A 20,274-nucleotide genomic window follows, 5' to 3' on the forward strand; every position below is an offset into this window, starting at 1 on the left:
CTCCCCTCACCCTTTAGCTCTTATGGTTCTCTCGTCCACCTTACACCTCACGATTCTCCCCTCACAGCACTTGCGGTGCAAAAAAAAGGCCCCCTTACGGGGGCCTTGTTATCAGCGAGTCGAGATTCTTTGCTTGTTACTTATTTGGTCGCGTTCAACAGGTTAGCTAGGTTCTGTTCGACTTCATCAGCCGATACAGCCACTTGCTGGTCTGGATTACGTCTGGCGTTACGCGCCTGATGGAAGGCAAAACCCGTACCCGCAGGTACCAGACGGCCAACGATCACGTTCTCTTTCAGACCGCGCAAGTTATCTACCTTGCCCGATACCGCAGCTTCCGTCAGTACTCGAGTGGTTTCCTGGAAGGATGCCGCCGAGATGAAGGATTCAGTGCTTAGCGATGCCTTAGTAATACCCATCAACACATGACGGTATTCTACTGGCTGCTTGTTCGCGGCAATCAACGCACGGTTAGCCTGGCGAATACGCACCACTTCTGCTTGTTCGCCGTTAATGAAATCGGAATCACCGGCATTCATTATTTCGGCGCGACGCAGCATCTGACGCACGATAGTTTCGATGTGTTTATCGTTGATCTTAACGCCCTGCAAGCGGTAAACCTCTTGCACTTCGTTCACGATATAGTTGGCGACTGGGCTAATGCCACGCAGACGCAAGATATCGTGGGCAGATTCTGGACCATCGGCCAGTACTTCGCCTTTTTCAACTTTCTCACCTTCGAACACGTTCACGTGACGCCATTTGTGGATCATCTCCTCAAACGGTTCGCCACCATCCAACGGTGTGATCACCAAGCGGCGCTTGCCTTTGGTCTCTTTACCGAAGGCGATGGTGCCCGAAATTTCCGCCAAGATAGCCGGCTCTTTCGGTAAACGCGCTTCAAACAAGTCAGCAACCCGTGGTAGACCACCGGTGATATCTTTAGTACCACTGGATTCTTGTGGAATACGCGCAACCGCGTCACCCACGTTCACCACGGCACCATCTTCTAGGCTGACAATCGAACGGCCTGGTAAGAAGTACAGCGCAGACAAGTCGGTACCTGGGATGATGACATCGTTGTTGTTGTCATCAAGCAGCTTCACCGTTGGGCGCAGATCTTTACCAGAAGCCGGACGCTCGTTCACGTCCATCACTACGATACTGGACAGACCGGTCAGTTCATCGGTTTGACGGCTGATGGTCACGCCATCAATCATGTCGATAAACTTCAGGTGACCTGCTACTTCGGTGACGATTGGGTGGGTGTGCGGGTCCCACGTTGCCACTAACTGGCCAATTTGTACCTGCTCGCCGTCCGCTTTCTCCAACAAAGCACCGTACGGCAGTTTGTGGTTTTCGCGGGTTTGACCCAAGTCATCGATAATAGTCAGTTCTGATGAACGTGACACGATAACCGTCTTGCCGTCGTTGTTGGTTACGAACTTGGCGTTCAACAGCTTCAAGGTACCTGGGTTTTTCACCTGAATGCTGTTTTCTGCTGCCGCTCTGGATGCTGCACCACCGATGTGGAAGGTACGCATCGTTAACTGGGTACCCGGCTCACCGATAGACTGAGCGGCGATAACGCCCACTGCTTCGCCTTGGTTAACCAAGTGGCCACGGGCCAAGTCACGGCCGTAACAATGAGCACACACGCCGTGGTCGTTATCACAGGTGATAACAGAGCGCACCATGATGCCATCAACCGAGCTTTCTTCGATCACATCACACCACTTCTCATCGAGCAGGGTGTTACGTGCAACTAAGATTTCATTCTCGGTGCCTGGGCGGATCACGTCTTCGGCCACAACACGGCCCAATACGCGCTCACGCAACGGCTCAACTACGTCACCACCTTCGATCAAGGAGGTGATCCACAGACCGTTGAAGGTGCCACAGTCGTCGGTGGTGATCACCAAGTCTTGCGCCACGTCTACCAGACGACGAGTCAGGTAACCGGAGTTAGCCGTCTTCAATGCGGTATCTGCCAGACCCTTACGTGCACCGTGGGTGGAGTTGAAGTACTGGAGTACGTTCAAACCTTCACGGAAGTTGGCGATAATTGGCGTTTCGATGATGGAGCCATCCGGCTTCGCCATCAGACCACGCATACCCGCCAACTGACGGATCTGAGCGGCACTGCCTCGCGCACCTGAGTCAGCCATCATGTAGATGCTGTTAAACGAGTCTTGCAGCACTTCATTACCTTCGGCGTCGATTACCTTGTCTTTCGACAAGTTTTCCATCATCGCCTTAGACACGCGCTCGTTGGCGCTGGCCCAAATATCGATAACTTTGTTGTAACGCTCGCCCGCGGTAACTAAACCTGATTGGAACTGCTCCTGAATTTCAGACACTTCCGCTTCGGCTTCATCTATGATGTGCTTCTTCGCAGCTGGAATAACCATGTCGTTGATACCCACAGACACGCCAGACAGCGTGGCGTACTGAAAACCGGTATACATCAGTTGGTCAGCAAAGACGACTGAGTCTTTCAGGCCCAAACGACGATAACAAGCGTTCAGCAACTTAGAAATCTGCTTCTTGCCCATGGCTTGGTCGATCATGCTAAAAGGTAAACCTTTAGGCACGATCAAGCTCAGGATGGCACGACCGATAGTGGTCTCACGGATAGCCGTGGTCTCTACTTCGGTGCCGTCTTCCATGCGCTCGAAATCCGTAATACGAATTTTAACCTTGGCATGCAGCTCCGCATGACCGCCGCGATAGACCATTTCCGCTTCTTTAGCGCTGGTCAAGAGCATGCCTTCACCTTTGGCATTGATCTTGTCGCGAGTCATGTAATACAGACCCAATACCACGTCCTGTGAAGGAACTATGATAGGTTCGCCGTTAGCAGGAGACAGTATGTTGTTGGTCGACATCATAAGCGCACGAGCTTCAAGCTGTGCTTCTATGGTCAGCGGTACGTGGACCGCCATTTGGTCACCATCGAAGTCGGCGTTGTAGGCCGCACACACTAATGGGTGCAACTGAATCGCTTTACCTTCGATCAACACAGGCTCAAACGCCTGGATACCCAAACGGTGCAAGGTAGGTGCACGGTTCAGTAATACCGGGTGTTCGCGGATCACGTCATCCAGTACGTCCCACACTACGGCTTCTTCGCGCTCAACCATCTTCTTAGCGGCTTTGATAGTCGTAGCTAGGCCACGGGCTTCCAACTTGCCATAGATGAAGGGCTTGAACAGCTCGAGTGCCATTTTCTTTGGCAGACCGCACTGGTGCAGACGCAAAGTCGGACCTACTACGATGACCGAACGACCTGAGTAGTCAACACGCTTACCGAGCAAGTTCTGACGGAAACGACCCTGCTTACCCTTGATCATATCGGCCAAGGATTTCAGAGGACGCTTGTTAGAGCCAGTAATGGCACGACCGCGACGGCCGTTATCGAGCAGCGCATCCACAGATTCCTGCAGCATACGCTTTTCGTTACGCACGATAATATCGGGCGCGGCCAAGTCCAATAGACGCTTCAAACGGTTGTTACGGTTGATCACACGACGATATAAATCGTTCAGATCAGAAGTCGCAAAACGGCCGCCGTCCAGTGGTACCAGCGGACGCAAATCCGGTGGCAATACGGGTAATACGGTCAGCACCATCCACTCGGGCTTGTTGCCTGAGCCGAAGAAAGCTTCCATCAGTTTGAAGCGCTTGGTAATTTTCTTACGCTTGGTTTCGGAGTTGGTTTGACCCAGCTCTTCACGCATCACTTCGATTTCGGCACCGAGATCGATAGCGCTCAGCAAAGACAGTACCGCTTCGGCACCCATCTTGGCGTCAAATTCGTCGCCCCACTCTTCTAACGCGTCTAAATACTGCTCTTCAGACAGCATTTGACCACGCTCAAGATTGGTCATACCGGCTTCGATAACCACGAAGGATTCGAAGTACAGTACGCGTTCTATGTCACGCAGTGTCATGTCCAGCAACAAACCGATACGGCTTGGCAGGGACTTCAAGAACCAGATGTGAGCGACCGGACTGGCCAGCTCAATGTGGCCCATGCGCTCACGGCGCACTTTGGTCTGGGTAACTTCAACGCCGCATTTTTCGCAGATAACACCGCGATGCTTGAGGCGCTTGTACTTACCACACAGACACTCATAGTCCTTGACCGGACCAAAAATCCGGGCACAGAACAGACCGTCACGCTCCGGTTTGAAGGTACGGTAGTTGATGGTCTCAGGCTTTTTGACTTCGCCATAGGACCAAGAGCGGATCATGTCTGGGGATGCCAGACCGATTTTGATCCCGTCAAACTCTTCTGTCTTATTCTGCGCTTTCAAAAACTTAAGTAAGTCTTTCACATTAGTCTCCTGTGAGGAGTTCTACCTAGACGCCCCTTCTCCTTAGGAAAAGGGGCGCCGTTATTTCTCAGGCAGTCTGTCGCCTTAACTTTCGTCCAGCTCGATGTTGATACCGAGAGAGCGAATTTCTTTCAACAATACGTTGAAAGACTCGGGCATGCCCGGCTCCATGCGGTGATCACCATCGACGATGTTTTTATACATCTTGGTACGACCGTTAACGTCATCCGACTTGACCGTCAACATTTCTTGCAAGGTATAGGCGGCACCGTATGCTTCCAGTGCCCACACTTCCATCTCACCGAAACGCTGACCACCAAACTGAGCTTTACCACCCAGCGGCTGTTGCGTTACCAGACTGTAAGAACCAGTAGAACGGGCGTGCATCTTGTCGTCCACCAAGTGGTTCAACTTCAGCATGTACATATAGCCCACGGTGACCGCACGCTCAAACGCGTTACCGGTACGACCGTCATACAGCGTGATCTGACCAGATTCTGGCAGATCGGCCAGCAGCAACATACGCTTGATTTCGCCTTCATCGGCACCATCGAACGCAGGCGTTGCCATTGGCATGCCGTGGCGCAAGTTATTAGCCAGCGTCTGCACTTCGGCGTCGGTGAAGGTAGACAGGTCTACTTTCTGACGCGTGCCATCACCCAGGTCGTAAACTTCCTGAATGAATTCACGCAGACGAGCTAAGCCTTGCTGCTCTTTGATCATACGGTCGATTTTCTCGCCGATGCCCTTGGCCGCTAAGCCTAAGTGCGTCTCAAGGATCTGACCTATGTTCATTCGCGACGGTACACCCAATGGGTTCAGTACTATGTCAACCGGTACGCCATGTACGTCATGTGGCATATCTTCAACAGGAACTATGGTAGAAACCACACCCTTGTTACCGTGACGACCTGCCATCTTATCGCCAGGCTGAATTTGACGTTTAACTGCCAAGTACACCTTAACGATCTTCAGCACGCCCGGCGCCAGATCATCACCTTGGGTGATCTTGCGACGTTTGTTTTCGAACATCTTATCGAAGTCGGCTTTCAGCTCAGCTTGCTGATCGGCTAATTGCTCAAGCTCAATTTGCTTGGCTTCGTCATCGATAGACTGTTCCAGCAGCTTGTTGCGATCAATTTTCGCTACTTGCTCGGCAGACATACCAGAGGCGATTAGCACGTTACGAGCACGAGCGTAAACGCCGTCTTCGAGAATGCTGAACTCTTCCGTTAAGTCTTTCTTAGCCTGCTTTAACTGCATGTGCTCTATGTCTTGGGCACGCTTGTCTTTTTCTACGCCATCACGAGTAAAGACCTGTACGTCGATAACGGTACCAAACACTGAGTTGGGTACGCGTAAAGACGAGTCTTTAACGTCTGAGGCTTTTTCACCGAAGATAGCTCGCAGCAGCTTCTCTTCCGGCGTCAGCTGGCTTTCACCTTTAGGGGTTACTTTACCAACCAAGATATCGCCAGGACGCATTTCTGCACCCACATAGACGATACCGGACTCATCAAGCTTGCTCAGCGCAGACTCACCCACGTTCGGGATGTCGGCGGTGATTTCTTCTGGACCCAACTTAGTATCACGAGAGATACAGGTTAGTTCCTGAATATGAATGGTGGTCAGGCGATCATGCTCTACCAGACGCTCATTCAACAAGATGGAGTCTTCGAAGTTGTAACCGTTCCATGGCATAAATGCCACGCGCAGGTTCTGACCCAGAGCGAGTTCGCCCAAGTCAGTTGAAGGACCATCGGCCAATACGTCGCCGCCCAGTACCCGCTCACCCGGCATCACACAAGGACGCTGGTTGATACAGGTGTTCTGGTTAGAACGGGTGTATTTGGTCAGGTTATAGATGTCGATACCGGCTTCGCCAGGCGTCATCTCTTCTTCGTTAACTTTTACCACTATGCGTGAAGAATCGGCGTAATCGACGATACCACCACGCTTGGCTACCACAGTTACACCTGAGTCGACCGCTACTGCACGCTCAATACCGGTACCCACTAACGGCTTATCGGCACGCAGTGTAGGCACGGCTTGACGTTGCATGTTCGAGCCCATCAAGGCTCGGTTAGCATCATCGTGCTCAAGGAACGGGATCAAAGAGGCCGCAACAGATACTACCTGTTGTGGGCTCACGTCCATGTACTGGACCTGATCGGCGTTCATATAGGTGGCTTCACCTTTATGACGCGAGGCAACCAATTCATCAAGTAAACGGTTGTTGTCATCGGAGGCGGCGTTAGCCTGAGCGATCACGAAGTGACCTTCCTCGATAGCAGACAAGTAATCTACTTCATCTGTGATTTGACCATCGACCACTTTACGATACGGGGTCTCAAGGAAACCGTATTCGTTGGTGCGCGAGTAGCACGCCAGTGAGTTGATCAAACCGATGTTTGGTCCTTCTGGCGTTTCGATTGGGCACAAACGACCGTAGTGGGTGGTATGTACGTCTCGAACTTCAAAGCCAGCACGCTCACGGGTCAAACCACCTGGGCCTAATGCAGAAATACGACGCTTGTGCGTGACTTCTGATAGCGGGTTGTTTTGGTCCATAAACTGGGACAATTGGCTTGAGCCAAAGAACTCTTTCACCGCCGCCGAAATGGGCTTGGCGTTGATTAAGTCTTGTGGCATCAGGGTATCCAAGTCGCCTAATGACAAGCGCTCGCGGACCGCACGCTCAACACGAACCAGACCAACACGGAACTGGTTTTCTGCCATTTCGCCAACCGAGCGAATACGACGGTTACCCAAGTGGTCGATATCGTCCACTTCGTCATTACCGTTACGGATGTCGATCAAACGCTTCATCACATCAACGATATCTGACTTAGTCAGGGTACCTGGACCATCAATCTCATCACGGAACAGACGACGGTTAAATTTCATCCGGCCCACGGTGGAGAGGTCATAGCGGTCTTCTGAGAAGAATAAGTTCTCAAACAGGGTATCCGCGGCATCACGGGTTGGCGGCTCGCCTGGGCGCATCATGCGATACACTTCGACCAGCGCTTCTACGCGGTTGGTTGAAGAGTCGATACGCAGGGTTTCTGACATGTAAGCGCCGTGATCCAGTTCGTTAGTGAACAGGGTCTCAAACTGCTTAATGCCGGCCACAGACAAGTTAGCCAATACTTCCAGGCTCAGCTCGCTGTTGGCACCAATAACCAGTTCGCCGGTGTCGACGTTAACATAGTCTTTAGCAACCACTTTACCGACGGCATATTCCACCGGTACTTCAATTTTATTAATGCCGGATTTTTCTAGCTGACGAATATGGCGCGCGGTAATGCGGCGGCCAGTTTCAACCAGCACTTCACCTTCAACCAAAATGTCGAACGAGGCGGTTTCGCCACGCAGACGCTCAGGCTTAAGCTCCATCATCAACTTGCCTTCGGTAACTTCGAAGGTGGTGGTCTCAAAGAACATGGCCAAAATTTCTTCGGTCGTGAACTCAAGAGCACGCAGCATGATGGTTGCGGGTAGCTTGCGACGACGGTCGATACGAACAAACAGGTTGTCTTTCGCATCAAACTCAAAATCGAGCCAGGAACCACGGTAAGGGATCACACGCGCGTTATACAAAACCTTACCCGAAGAGTGGGTTTTGCCACGGTCGTGATCGAAAAACACACCCGGGCTGCGATGCAGCTGGGAGACTATTACCCGCTCGGTACCGTTGATAACGAAGGTGCCGTTTTCTGTCATGAGCGGGATTTCGCCCATGTAGACTTCTTGCTCTTTAATGTCTTTGACAGTGCCAGGTGCGGCTTCTCTGTCGTACAGCACCATGCGCAATTTAACGCGCAAGGGCGCCGAATAAGTTACGCCACGAATTTGACATTCTTTAACGTCAAACACGGGCTCGCCCAAACGGAAACTGACATATTGCAATTCAGCATTGCCAGAATAGCTGGCGATGGGAAAGACGCTCCGAAAAGCTGCTTCCAAACCGTGTTCGCCGCGCGGATCTGCTTCAATAAACTGTTTGAAGGAGTCAAGCTGGATTGATAGCAGGTAAGGCGTGTCCAAGACTTGGTCACGTTTACCGAAGTCCTTACGAATGCGCTTTTTCTCTGTGTAAGAGTAAACCATAGGGTTCCTCAGCTCGCTGATAAGTGACCCATCTGTCCAAATGGGACAGCTCTAAATAACATCGTTTCTTTGGGACTCGGACGTCTCGACAACATCCGGTGTTTGGTGCTAATGATAGGCACAAACGATGTGAAAATTCCTATCATTCTACAGCGCAAAAGGGCTGGTGAATATATATTCACCAGCCCTAGCCTAATTGCTTAGGCCGCTAAGCTAAAGTTTAGCTTATTTAAGGTCAACTTTAGCACCAGCTTCTTCAAGCTCTTTCTTCAATGCTTCAGCTTCGCCTTTGCTCAGTGCTTCTTTAACTGCACATGGAGCAGACTCAACTAAGCCTTTGGCTTCTTTCAAGCCCAAGCCAGTCGCTGAACGTACTGCTTTGATAACAGATACTTTGTTCGCGCCGATTTCAGTCAGCATAACGTCAAACTCAGTTTGCTCTTCAGCAACTGCAGCTTCACCAGCAACGGCAACAGCAGCAGCGGCAGAAACGCCGAACTTTTCTTCCATTGCTTCGATCAGTTCAACAACTTGCATTACAGACATTTCTGCAACGGCTTCAATGATTTGGTCTTTAGTAAGAGACATGACTCAAATTCCTAATGTTCTGAAGTGTTTGATATGAAGTAGCAAGTAACAGCTTATGCTGCTTCTGCTGCTTGTTTTTGGTCGCGCAGAGCTGCGATAGTACGTACCAGCTTGCCAGCAGAAGCTTCTTTCATAGTCGCCATCAGCTGTGCAATTGCTTCGTTGTACGTCGGCAGTTTTGCAAGACGGTCAATATCGGCTGCGGGGATAAAAGCACCCTCGTATGCCAGACCTTTAACCTCGAATGCGGCTTGCTCTTTAGCAAAGTCCTTGAACAAACGAGCGGCAGCGCCCGGGTGTTCGTTGGAGAACGCAATCAGGGTAGGACCAACGAATACCTCATTGAGGCACTCATAGCTGGTCTCTTTAACGGCGATGCGGGCTAACGTGTTACGAACTACCTTAAGGTAAATTCCGTTTTCACGTGCCTGCTGACGCAGTTTGGTCATAGCAGCTACAGTAACGCCACGTGCATCGGCAACTACTGCAGACAGGGCGCCCTTGGCAACTTCGTTGACTTCAGCAACTATTGCCTTTTTGTCTTCGAGTCTTAATGCCATTGGCTAAACTCCTGGATCTACCTGGGATAACTCCCAGATTAAACACACGTCTCTGTAAAATCAGAGACACCAAGGTGGCGATTCCAGAAGAAAAAAATATTTTCTAACTGGGTCCCGGCACCATCTACGCTGGATCATTAAGACGATAACGTCTCCAGCGGTCTTGGACGGGAGTCGAAGCCCCCAACCAAATCACAAGGCGCAAAATACTACGTGAGTCGATGCGCCCTGTAAATGCTTATTTTTTGTCGTCTAAGCTAGTTTGATCAATCGCAACACCTGCACCCATAGTGGTAGACAGGGTTACTTTCTTGATAAAGATACCTTTAGAAGTTGCAGGCTTAGCACGCTTCAGTGCGACCAACAAAGCTTCCAAGTTTCCTTTCAGGTTCTCAACGGTGAAATCAACCTTACCAATAGTGGTGTGGATGATACCGTTCTTGTCGTTACGATAACGAACCTGACCCGCTTTAGCATTCTTAACAGCTTCAGCAACGTTAGGCGTTACTGTGCCTACTTTAGGGTTAGGCATCAGACCGCGTGGGCCCAATACTTGGCCCAACTGACCTACAACGCGCATTGCATCAGGAGATGCGATAACCACGTCAAAATTCATTTCGCCTTTCTTGATTTGCTCGGCAAGATCTTCCATGCCAACCAATTCAGCGCCCGCTTCTTTAGCGGCTTCGGCGTTTGCACCCTGTGCGAACACAGCAACGCGTACGTCACGACCAGTACCGTTTGGCAGCACAGTTGCGCCACGTACGTTTTGGTCAGACTTACGAGCATCGATACCGAGGTTAACGGCAACGTCTACGCTTTCTACAAACTTGGCAGTCGCCAATTCTTGTAACAAAGCAACGGCTTCGTTGATTTCGTAGTTTTTAGTGCTTTCGATGCGGTCACGAATAACACGCATACGCTTAGTTAATTTAGCCATCGTCTTAACCCTCCACTACCAGGCCCATAGACCGGGCAGTACCTTCGATTGTACGAACGCGGGCATCAACATCGGCACCGGTCATGTCTTTTTGCTTAATAGCAGCAATTTCTTCTAACTGAGCGCGGCTAACAGTGCCCACTTTAGCTGAGTTAGGCTTAGCAGAACCAGACTTAACGCCGGCCGCCTTCAACAACAAGAACGCCGCAGGCGGGGTCTTGGTTTCGAAGGTGAAAGAACGGTCGCTGTATACAGTAATGATTACTGGAGTTGGCGAGCCTTTCTCTAGGCTTTCTGTACGAGCGTTAAACGCCTTACAGAATTCCATGATGTTAACGCCGTGCTGACCCAGAGCTGGACCAACCGGAGGACTTGGGTTTGCTGCACCGGCTGCAACTTGCAGCTTGATGTAGGCTTGGACTTTCTTAGCCATTGAGATTACCTCGTTATTGGGTGATAGCGCCGTCAAGCTGTGCTTGTAATCGGCTCCCCTGTATTAAAAGGGCGGCAAATTTTAGTACTATTTGCCGCCACTCGCAAGTTCTATGAGCAAACTTTAATCAGGATTTTTCAACCTGACCAAACTCCAGCTCAACTGGGGTAGAACGACCGAAGATCATAACCGACACCTTAATGCGGCTCTTCTCATAATCGACCGACTCCACCACACCGTTAAAGTCGGCGAACGGACCTTCAGAGACGCGCACCAGTTCACCTGGCTCAAACAGCGTTTTTGGTTTTGGCTTGTCGATCGCATCTTGCAGACGATTCAAGATCAAATCTGCTTCTTTATCAGAAATAGGTGCCGGACGCTCAGGCGTGCCACCGATAAAGCCCATGACGCGCGGAATGCTGCGCACTAAATGCCAAGTTGCATCATTCATCTGCATTTGTACTAGCACGTAGCCGGGGAAGAATTTACGTTCGCTCTTGCGTTTTTGACCGGCACGCATTTCTACGATTTCTTCAGTTGGCACTAAAATTTCGCCAAACTGCTCTTCCATCTCATTCAGTCGGATATGCTCGATCAGCGATTTCTGAACGCGGCCTTCGTACCCGGAAAACGCTTGGATCACGTACCAACGCATTCTTTGTTCTGGTTCAGACATGGTTAATCCTTATACTCCGGTGACCAGATTGACCAGCCATACTAGCAAGCCATCCAGCATAAATAGAAACAAGCCGACTACAGCAGTAACGGCCAGTACAATCAGGGTAGTTTGGATTGCTTCTTGGCGGTTAGGCCACACCACTTTGCGCATTTCCAGACGAGATTCTTTAGCAAAGGCGACGGTATTCTTGCCCTTGTGAGTTTGGTAGGCGAGAAAACCAGCCACACCTAAGGCAACCACGACAGCCGCGGCACGGATCGCCACCGACAGCTCGCTATAAAGAGAGTTAGCAACCACGGTTGCAACTAAAATAATAAACACCAGTCCCCATAACAGGGAATCTTTGGCCCCGCTTTGGCTCTCAATATTTGCACTCATAAGGCTACCTGTTTAAAGCTTGAGTCCATTACGGACGCGAAGACCCCGCTATTGGCGAGGTATATGGCAGGGGCGGAGGGATTCGAACCCCCAACCGTCGGTTTTGGAGACCGCCGTTCTACCAATTGGAACTACGCCCCTATACACAATAAGGGCAGCATTATAAGGACTTTTAGCTGGGATTGTAAGCGTAATTATCCGCTGATTTTTGCGGCCCCGAAGGGTGCCAATGATGAGATCGACAAATCACACTGCAAGATGAGTGTGTTAAATAATTAAAAACATGGCGAGCAATACAGAAATGGTGCTGATACCCGGATTCGAACTGGGGACCTCACCCTTACCAAGGGTGCGCTCTACCAACTGAGCTATATCAGCAGCTTTTTAATTTAGAACATAAGAATTGGAGCGGGCAGCGGGAATCGAACCCGCGTCATCAGCTTGGAAGGCTGAGGTAATAGCCATTATACGATGCCCGCAAAACTGTTCTGATTTAACTTATTTAGTTTAATCTGGCGATTAAACAAGATAACGCACGAGGGCAGTATCTTAAAGATGGTGGAGGGGACTGGATTCGAACCAGTGAAGGCTGAGCCGTCAGATTTACAGTCTGATCCCTTTAGCCACTCGGGAACCCCTCCAATGTTATGGTGCCGGCACCAAGAGTCGAACTCGGGACCTACTGATTACAAGTCAGTTGCTCTACCAACTGAGCTATGCCGGCACTAGAACGAGGCGAATTCTAGGCTAAGCTGCGGCCTCTATGCAAGGGATGAATGCGAACTTTTTGCTTAGCGGCGTTTAAGTGCACATTAAATAATCAATCAGGCTCTTTTCATCGCTACTTGCGGCCTAATTAGCCACCTCAGGCTGGCACTAAATTCTTTTGTTAATAATGCTCCACGGCTTTCGCTTGCTTGTCGAGGCAAAGCCCTTGGTGTATCGTCGCCAAGCGACTCACAGGACAGCCAATGGCATAGCTAATGACCCAGAGCCCAATGACGAATAGCGATAATAAACATGGTGCTAAGCTCCACGACGCGATAAAAGAAGGCCCAATAAACATGGATGTAAAAGACGGCTTAGCACTGATGGACACTGACCTAATGGATAGTCTGCTGGATGGAGTGATGGACGGTGTAATGGACATAGACAACCAGTCTCCTTATCTCGCCTTCTCGCGCGAAACTTGGTCTGAGCTGCGCGATACCGTGCATCAGCCGTTAAGCGAAGCCGAGCTAATGCGGTTGCGCGGCATTAATGACAAGGTGTCACTCGACGAAGTCAGGGACATTTACCTGCCGCTGTCGCGTTTACTGAATCTCTATATTAAGGCTAAGCAAAGGCGCAGCAAGGTGCTGGATCAGTTTCTTAGAAAAGAGCCGCGTCATGTGCCCTATATCATTAGTTTGGCCGGTTCAGTGGCTGTGGGTAAAAGCACCACGGCGCGTATTCTTGCCGCACTGTTAGAGCGCTGGCCACAGCATCCCAAAGTGGCGCTGGTTACCACCGATGGTTTTCTTTATCCCAACGCCGAGCTAGAAGCGCGCGGTTTAATGCGTAAAAAAGGCTTCCCCGAGTCTTATGACATTCGCCGCTTAGTGCAGTTTGTGTCTGATATTAAATCAGGTAAAGCCAGAGTCACGGCGCCTGTGTATTCGCACTTGTGCTACGACATAGTGCCTGACGAGCAAGAGGTGGTAGAGCAGGCAGACATAGTAATTATCGAGGGCTTAAACGTGCTGCAAAGCGGCATGGATTACCCCCATGAGCCCCATCGGGTGTTTGTGTCAGACTTCGTGGATTTTTCTATCTTCGTGGATGCGGATGAGCAGTTACTGCAGACTTGGTATGTGGAGCGCTTCTTGAAGCTGCGCGACGGCGCCTTTAGCGACCCTGACTCTTACTTTCATCACTATGCGCAATTATCACAAGCAGAAGCCGTGGCGACCGCCAGCCGTATTTGGCAAGAAATTAACTATAAAAACTTAAAGCAAAACATCTTACCCACTAAACACAGGGCCGAGCTGATCCTAACTAAAGGCCAAGCCCACGGCATAGAGCAGGTGTGGTTGCGCAAGTAACGTTGAAAGAAGCGCCCGGCGCCCAGTAAAAAACGCCGTCTTTGTTTTACTGTGTTGGGTATTATCTTGAGCTGTGCGCTGGGCGCTCGGCGCTCGGCGCTGTATCTTCCCCGCGCAACGACACTTCGCCACCTAGATAGTGCTGAATGCGCCCATCCGCTAATTCCAACAATAGCGCGCCCTGCTCATCTATGCCGCGCGCCGTACCTTGAATCACTTGCTCGCCCATTAATACGCGCACCGCTTTACCGTTAAAATAATCAAGCCTATTCCACTGTTCGCGAAAGGCGCTGATGCCGTGGGCTTCGAAGATGCTTAAGCAATGCTGTAGATGCTGGCTGAGCGCTATGACTAAGCCATTGCGATCATGAATTTTACCCAGCTCGGCTAATTCGGCAAATGGCTGACTAATACGCTCTTGCTCACTGGCGGGTAATAATAAATTAACGCCCAGTCCTATCACTAGCTGACAAGGGCCGCCGGCGGTGCCGGACATTTCGACTAAGATACCGGCCAGCTTGCGGCCATGCACATACAAATCATTGGGCCACTTAAGCTGCACATCACTAAAGCCTTGGGTTTCTAACGCTTCGACCAAAGCGACGCCAACCACTAAACTCAAGCCCATGGCCGCCGCCATGCCCTGCTCCAGTCGCCAATACATGCTCATAATTAGCTGGCCACCGAAAGGCGATACCCAGCTGCGACCACGGCGGCCACGGCCGGCGGTTTGGCATTCGGCGACACAAATATCTCCGTTATTGAGTTGCGCCAGCTCAGATAACCAATGCTGATTGGTGGAGCCAATGACGGGGATAAGATCCACCCGTTGCGGTGCCAGCTCCCGGCTTAAACGCTGCTGGTCGAGCAACTGTAAGGGCACCGCCAAACGGTAGCCCTTGCCGCTCACGCTGTAGACTTCTAGCCCCAGCGCTTTAATCGCTTGAATATGCTTACCGATCGCCGCCCGGCTCACGTCCAAGCGTTCGCCTAACTGCTCACCCGAATGAAACTGCCCATCGGCCAACAATGTAAGTAAGCTTTCGCGCAATGGACTCAGTTCAGACACGCTAACGCCTCATCTAAATAAGTTTCACCAGCAGCCCCTATCATGCGCACCTCAGGCTCAAGGCGTACACCAAACCTTTGCTCTACGCGCTCACGCACTAAAGCCGCCAGTTGCAAAACATCCGCAGCCGTCGCGCCGCCATGATTGACCAGCACCAGCGCTTGCTGAGTATGTACACCGGCACCACCCACTTGCACGCCTTTTAAGTCGGCTTGTTCAATCAGCCAACCCGCGGCCAACTTGCTCAAACCCGGCTCGGCGGCAAAAACCGGCAACGCAGGCCACGCCAATTTAAGCGCCTCGGCCTGTGCCGTAACGACCTTAGGATTTTTGAAAAAACTACCGGCATTACCGAGCACTGCCGGATCGGGCAGCTTGGCTTGGCGAGTGGCACACACTCGTTCAAAAATTTCCGCCGCTGTGGCGGCCTCGCCTAATTCCGCCAGCGGCCCATAACCGAGCACCGGCTGCCAAGCTTTAGGCAAGCAAAAGGTTACGCTCACGATTAAATGGCTACGCGCCTCATGCTTAAACACGCTGTCGCGATAACCAAAGTCGCACTCAGCGACAGACCAGGTTTTATACTCGCCACTTTGCCAATCGAAGCTTTCGACCTGGCTACAAAACTGCGCCAACTCAACGCCATAAGCGCCAATATTTTGCACCGGCGAGGCGCCGACCGTACCGGGTATCAAACTTAAATTTTCCAGCCCTGGCATGCCATGCTCTAGACACCAGCACACCAGTTGATGCCAGTTTTCGCCGCCTTCTACTTTCACTAGCCAAGCATCTTCTGTCTCTGTGATTTGTTTACCCTTGAGTCGATTGACCAGTACCAACCCAGCATAGGCTTCGGTAAACAGCAGATTAGAACCCTCACCCACCAATAAAGGCATCTGTGGATAGGCTTGCCATAGACTTTGTAGCTGCTCGCGGGTAGTCAGTTCTACAAGTTGTTCTGCGGTGTGGTTAAGGCCAAAGGTGTTATAAGGGACGAGAGAAGCCGAGGTGACATGCATGATGAAGGTTCCTAAATAAATGCCGACTCAGTGTACCTTAAGTTGCTTAGCGTGAGGAGTAAGGCGTAAAGAGTGAGGGGGCGAGATAAACCAGCATTGAGGGCTGTTTTTATGGAAAGACGAACTAAAAAATCATTAGCCTCGGTCTGATGGGTTTATAACGCGTTATTTTATCGTTTTTTATTCATCTTCTCGGCTCTTAAGCTTCTCCTGAAGGACAACTCATGCCTCTTACACATAAATCCACTCGCTGGCTTAAGAACTTAGGTTCGGCCAGTGTTATTAGTTTGCTTAGTGCTGGTCTTTTGTTGGCCTGCGGTAAAGTGAGCAACGCCGAAAGTAATGCGGCTGCGGACACTCAAAACGTAAGCCCACAAAACACCGGCGTCACCCGCTCACGAGATATGTTGCCCACCAATATGCTTAAACAACTGCAGGCCCTGCCCCAGCTGACTACAGGGCTAGGTGACAAGGGTGCCAACGTCATTGATGGCAATAAGCCCACCTTAGTGAAGTTTTGGGCCAGCTGGTGCCCGTTATGCTTGAGCACCTTAGAGGAAACCGAAAGTTGGCGCAGTGACCCTAAATTTACCCATCTCAACCTAGTCACCCTGGCCAGCCCAGGTCACTTGGGTGAAAAGGCTGATGCTAAATTTAGTGCTTGGTATGGAGTGCTGCAAGCGGACTACCCTGAGCTGCCTGTATTGGTGGATACCTCGGGGGAGCTTATCAAAAAACTGGGTCTGCAAGTGTATCCCAGCTGGGCGGTGCTAGATAAAAACGGCAATTTAGTGCAGCTTGTGAAAGGTAATATGACGGAGAGTCAGGCCTATGGCTTGGCTGATCAGGCAGCCAATAATTTTGCAGCCTTAAAAAACAGCGGTGCTAAGCCCGCCACGGTAGCCCTAGACGGCGACAAAAATGAGACCAAGATCGAGGCCATTAAACAAAGAGACGGCGTTTACTACAACGAACTAGGTCAGGCCATTAATACGCGTACCATTTATTTGGCCGGCGGATGTTTTTGGGGCGTAGAAGCCTATATGGAGCGCATTAATGGCGTAGTCGATGCGGTATCTGGCTACGCCAATGGCGGTTTACCCAACCCCAGCTATGAGCAAGTGATTGGCGGCTCAGGCCATGCGGAGACGGTTAAGGTTACCTATAATGCGGACAAAACTAATCTTGAAACGCTATTAAAATACTATTTTCGGGTGATTGATCCCACCAGCCTCAATAAACAGGGCAATGACCGCGGCGTGCAGTATAGAAGCGGCATTTATTACACAGAGGCCGCAGATCAAGCTGTGATTGAGGCCGAAATTAACGAGCAGCAAGGTAAATATAAACAAAAGATAGTGGTGGAAAATCAGACCCTAGATAACTTCTACTTGGCCGAAATGTATCATCAAGATTATTTAGCTAAAAATCCCAATGGTTATTGCCATGTCGATTTAAGCTTGGCGGATGACCAGCTTGCCGATGATGCAGCGGCTAATTCCGACGCCTCTCAACTGCAGCCGAGTAACGGTGAGTCTAATAAGTTGGCACCGGCTAATACCATAGCGGAAGCGTTAGCGGCCAAACGTTATGCGGGCTTTGATAAGGATGCGCTTAAGCGCACCTTGACCCGAGAGCAGTACAAGATCACGCAAAAATCGGGCACCGAGCGCGCCTACAGCCATGAATATGACCATTTATTTGCACCGGGTATTTACGTGGATGTAGTGAGCGGCGAGCCCTTGTTTTTATCCACGGATAAATACGACTCACAATGCGGCTGGCCCAGCTTTACTCAACCTATAGACAGCCAAGTGATCACTGAGCACGAAGACAGCGCCTTTAATATGCTGCGGGTGGAAATTCGCTCCCGCGTGGCCGACTCCCATTTAGGCCATGTGTTTAACGATGGCCCTAAAGACAGAGGCGGCTTACGTTACTGCATCAATGGCGGCGCGCTGCAATTTATCCCATTAGAAGTGATGCCACAATCCGGTTACGGCGCCTTGGTGCCTCTGATCAAAAGTTAACAGTTTGAGTTATCAGAACTTAAGAAATAAAAAACGCTAAGGTTTCCCTTAGCGTTTTTTTGCTCATGTCATTCTGAAGGTGGTAAAACTGAGGGCGGTAAAAAGACCGCTAACTAAGCGCGTTTTCGCTTAAATTTCTTACGAAATGCTTTGCCGTGGCCCTTAAGGCCGGTAAATTCGATTTTATCCACTTGGCTAATCAAGAGATCCAAGCCGCTCAGCATAGGCGTCATAAACTGTTGATAACTGATGCGTTTCTCCGCAATCGCATCCAACTGAGACTCCCAATGGGCCGTCATATCCGGCAAGGCCATGGTTGGCGGTAAAGATAAAATTAAGCGCCGCCCTACTTCAGTAGCATGGATCTCCTTGCCTTTTTTAATTAAAAAATCCCGCTTAAACAGTAACTCAATAATGCCTGCTCGCGTGGCCTCAGTGCCCAAACCATCCGTGTCTCTTAATACTTTTTTGATCTCAGGATCCGACACGTATCGGGCGATACCTGTCATGGCCGCCAGTAAAGTCGCATCGGTGAAATGACGAGGCGGACTGGTCTGCTTCTCATCCAAGCGGCCATCAATACACTGCACGCCCTGCCCTTTAACCACCTCAGGTAATCGAATAGCGGAGAACTCTTCATCCTCTCCAGCAGATGAGCCTTTTGATGAGCGCTCAGGAAAAAGTGCCTTCCAACCTTTACTCAGCACTTCTTTTTGCCGGCTGATAAAAGCGCCGCCGGCCACTTCGGTCTCTATCTGCTTTTCTTGGTATTGAAAAGGCGGATAAAACTGCATCAAATATTGCCGAGCTACCAGCTCATAGATCTGTAGTTCATCCGCCGATAGGCGGCTGCCATCCAACCCTCGACTAGTCGGAATAATGGCGTGGTGGGCACCGACTTTGGCATCGTTCCAAGCTTTAGACTTAAGGGAGAGATCCGCATTACTAACGGCCTCACTCAGTGCCGAGCAGGTTTTGCTGACCGCTTGCACTACCTTTAATTTATCTTGGTAATGACCATTGGGTAAATAGCGGCAATCGGAACGCGGATAGGTGATCAGCTTGTGTCGCTCATAAAGCTGCTGACAAATATCCAGCGTTTTTTGCGCCGTTAAATTAAAGCGCCTAGAGGCATCAATTTGCAGCGAAGATAAGTTGTAGGGCAAAGGCGGCGCTTGTTTTTTTAGGCTCTCGGTGACAGCCGTTACCTGTCCTGCTTGGCCCACGACTTTTCTCAGCACAGTTTCGGCAAGCTTTTTTAATAATACTCGGCCGTCTTCGTCCATATAGGGTTCGCAGGCAGTACTGGGTTGCCACTTTGCAGTATAGGTTTCGTTATTGGCCGTATTAAGCGTAATAAACACCTCATAAAAAGGCTTAGTCACGAAGTTTTCAATTTCCAGATCACGGTGCACCACTAGCCCTAAAATCGGCGTTTGTACCCGGCCCACCGACAACACTCCTTGATAGCCCGATGCCTGACCTTGCAGCGTACACAGACGCGTCATATTAATGCCATATAGCCAGTCGGCACGGGATCGCGCCAAGGCAGACGTGGCCAGCGGGATAAAATCGCTGTTAGGGCGCAGATCTTTTAGGGAGCGCTTGATGGCATCTGGGTTCATATCGTTGATTAAACAGCGCTGGGCGGCGGCGCGTTTAGCCTTAGGCACCTTGCAGTAGTTAATGATCTCATCAACCAGTATTTGCCCAACCCTGTCCGGGTCACCCATATTGACCAGCACATCAGCTTGCTTAACCAATTTTTTGACCACGTTAAACTGCTTTTTGGTGGCGGCCTTAACGGTATGCAGCCAAACGTCTGGCACTATGGGTAGGTGGTCTTTACGCCATTTTTTATAGTCTGCATTATAAGCCTCGGGCTGTGCCTGCTCGAGTAAATGACCAATACACCAAGTCACCACATCGCCATTGGCGGCGGTAATAAAACCATCGCCCTTTTGCTGTGGCTTAGGCAGTACATCAGCCACGGCGCGGCCGACACTGGGCTTTTCAGCTATATACAGGATCACTTACTTTT

At 50.6% G+C, this 20,274-nt stretch carries 13 protein-coding genes and 5 tRNA genes; 2 read left to right on the top strand and 16 right to left on the bottom strand.

Features of this window, described 5'->3' with window-relative positions; genetic code table 11:
- Window positions 1–140: 140 nt before the first annotated feature.
- The 13 genes from rpoC to ACEN2G_RS07045 form a co-directional block, all read right to left on the bottom strand.
- On the bottom strand, window positions 141–4,340 hold the full coding sequence (gene rpoC, locus ACEN2G_RS06985; protein ID WP_442020764.1) for a DNA-directed RNA polymerase subunit beta': 4,200 nt from the start codon (window positions 4,338–4,340) through the stop codon (window positions 141–143).
- A gap of 84 nt (window positions 4,341–4,424) precedes the next feature.
- Window positions 4,425–8,453 carry a DNA-directed RNA polymerase subunit beta gene (rpoB, locus tag ACEN2G_RS06990; protein ID WP_442020765.1) on the bottom strand — a complete coding sequence of 1,343 codons (4,029 nt, stop codon included), beginning with the start codon at window positions 8,451–8,453 and terminating at the stop codon, window positions 4,425–4,427.
- Window positions 8,454–8,678: 225 nt separating this feature from the next.
- A complete protein-coding gene (rplL, locus tag ACEN2G_RS06995) occupies window positions 8,679–9,041 on the bottom strand; it encodes a 50S ribosomal protein L7/L12 (RefSeq protein ID WP_442020766.1) in 363 nt (120 codons plus the stop codon).
- A gap of 53 nt (window positions 9,042–9,094) precedes the next feature.
- Window positions 9,095–9,601 carry a 50S ribosomal protein L10 gene (rplJ, locus tag ACEN2G_RS07000; protein ID WP_442020767.1) on the bottom strand — a complete coding sequence of 169 codons (507 nt, stop codon included), beginning with the start codon at window positions 9,599–9,601 and terminating at the stop codon, window positions 9,095–9,097.
- Window positions 9,602–9,839: 238 nt separating this feature from the next.
- Complete coding sequence (gene rplA / locus ACEN2G_RS07005; RefSeq protein ID WP_442020768.1) at window positions 9,840–10,541, bottom strand: 50S ribosomal protein L1; 702 nt, start codon at window positions 10,539–10,541, stop codon at window positions 9,840–9,842.
- A 4-nt stretch (window positions 10,542–10,545) separates the two neighbouring features.
- Entirely contained in the window at window positions 10,546–10,974 is a 429-nt protein-coding gene (rplK, locus tag ACEN2G_RS07010) for a 50S ribosomal protein L11 (protein WP_442020769.1), read from the bottom strand.
- A 127-nt stretch (window positions 10,975–11,101) separates the two neighbouring features.
- Window positions 11,102–11,650: a transcription termination/antitermination protein NusG gene (gene nusG, locus ACEN2G_RS07015; protein ID WP_442020770.1), complete on the bottom strand. Its 549-nt coding sequence runs from the start codon at window positions 11,648–11,650 to the stop codon at window positions 11,102–11,104.
- Window positions 11,651–11,659: 9 nt separating this feature from the next.
- Entirely contained in the window at window positions 11,660–12,031 is a 372-nt protein-coding gene (gene secE, locus ACEN2G_RS07020) for a preprotein translocase subunit SecE (protein ID WP_442020771.1), read from the bottom strand.
- 64 nt (window positions 12,032–12,095) lie between these two features.
- Window positions 12,096–12,172: transfer RNA gene (locus ACEN2G_RS07025), tRNA-Trp, on the bottom strand.
- A gap of 161 nt (window positions 12,173–12,333) precedes the next feature.
- Window positions 12,334–12,409, bottom strand: a tRNA-Thr gene (locus ACEN2G_RS07030).
- A 26-nt stretch (window positions 12,410–12,435) separates the two neighbouring features.
- Window positions 12,436–12,510 (bottom strand) — tRNA-Gly (locus ACEN2G_RS07035).
- A gap of 77 nt (window positions 12,511–12,587) precedes the next feature.
- Window positions 12,588–12,672: transfer RNA gene (locus ACEN2G_RS07040), tRNA-Tyr, on the bottom strand.
- 7 nt (window positions 12,673–12,679) lie between these two features.
- A tRNA-Thr gene (locus ACEN2G_RS07045) sits at window positions 12,680–12,755 on the bottom strand.
- Window positions 12,756–13,173: 418 nt separating this feature from the next.
- Between ACEN2G_RS07045 and coaA the strand changes: the two genes are divergently transcribed.
- Window positions 13,174–14,115, top strand: coding sequence for a type I pantothenate kinase (gene coaA / locus ACEN2G_RS07050; protein WP_442020798.1), 942 nt, complete (start codon window positions 13,174–13,176; stop codon window positions 14,113–14,115).
- Between the two features lie 61 nt (window positions 14,116–14,176).
- Here coaA and birA read toward each other — a convergent pair whose 3' ends face one another.
- Both birA and murB read right to left on the bottom strand, forming a co-directional pair.
- Complete coding sequence (birA, locus tag ACEN2G_RS07055) at window positions 14,177–15,184, bottom strand: bifunctional biotin--[acetyl-CoA-carboxylase] ligase/biotin operon repressor BirA (RefSeq protein ID WP_442020772.1); 1,008 nt, start codon at window positions 15,182–15,184, stop codon at window positions 14,177–14,179.
- Complete coding sequence (gene murB, locus ACEN2G_RS07060; RefSeq protein ID WP_442020773.1) at window positions 15,172–16,203, bottom strand: UDP-N-acetylmuramate dehydrogenase; 1,032 nt, start codon at window positions 16,201–16,203, stop codon at window positions 15,172–15,174. Before murB ends, birA begins: the two co-directional genes overlap by 13 nt.
- 224 nt (window positions 16,204–16,427) lie before the next feature.
- Here murB and msrAB point away from each other — a divergent pair, with 224 nt between their 5' ends.
- Entirely contained in the window at window positions 16,428–18,233 is a 1,806-nt protein-coding gene (msrAB, locus tag ACEN2G_RS07065) for a bifunctional peptide-methionine (S)-S-oxide reductase MsrA/peptide-methionine (R)-S-oxide reductase MsrB (RefSeq protein ID WP_442020774.1), read from the top strand.
- Between the two features lie 113 nt (window positions 18,234–18,346).
- Here the strand turns inward: msrAB and ACEN2G_RS07070 are convergent, their stop codons facing one another.
- Window positions 18,347–20,266 carry a DNA topoisomerase III gene (locus tag ACEN2G_RS07070; RefSeq protein ID WP_442020775.1) on the bottom strand — a complete coding sequence of 640 codons (1,920 nt, stop codon included), beginning with the start codon at window positions 20,264–20,266 and terminating at the stop codon, window positions 18,347–18,349.
- Window positions 20,267–20,274: the final 8 nt, after the last annotated feature.

Origin of the sequence: Oceanisphaera sp. W20_SRM_FM3 (genome assembly GCF_052119705.1) — a bacterium.
Classification (GTDB): domain Bacteria; phylum Pseudomonadota; class Gammaproteobacteria; order Enterobacterales; family Aeromonadaceae; genus Oceanimonas.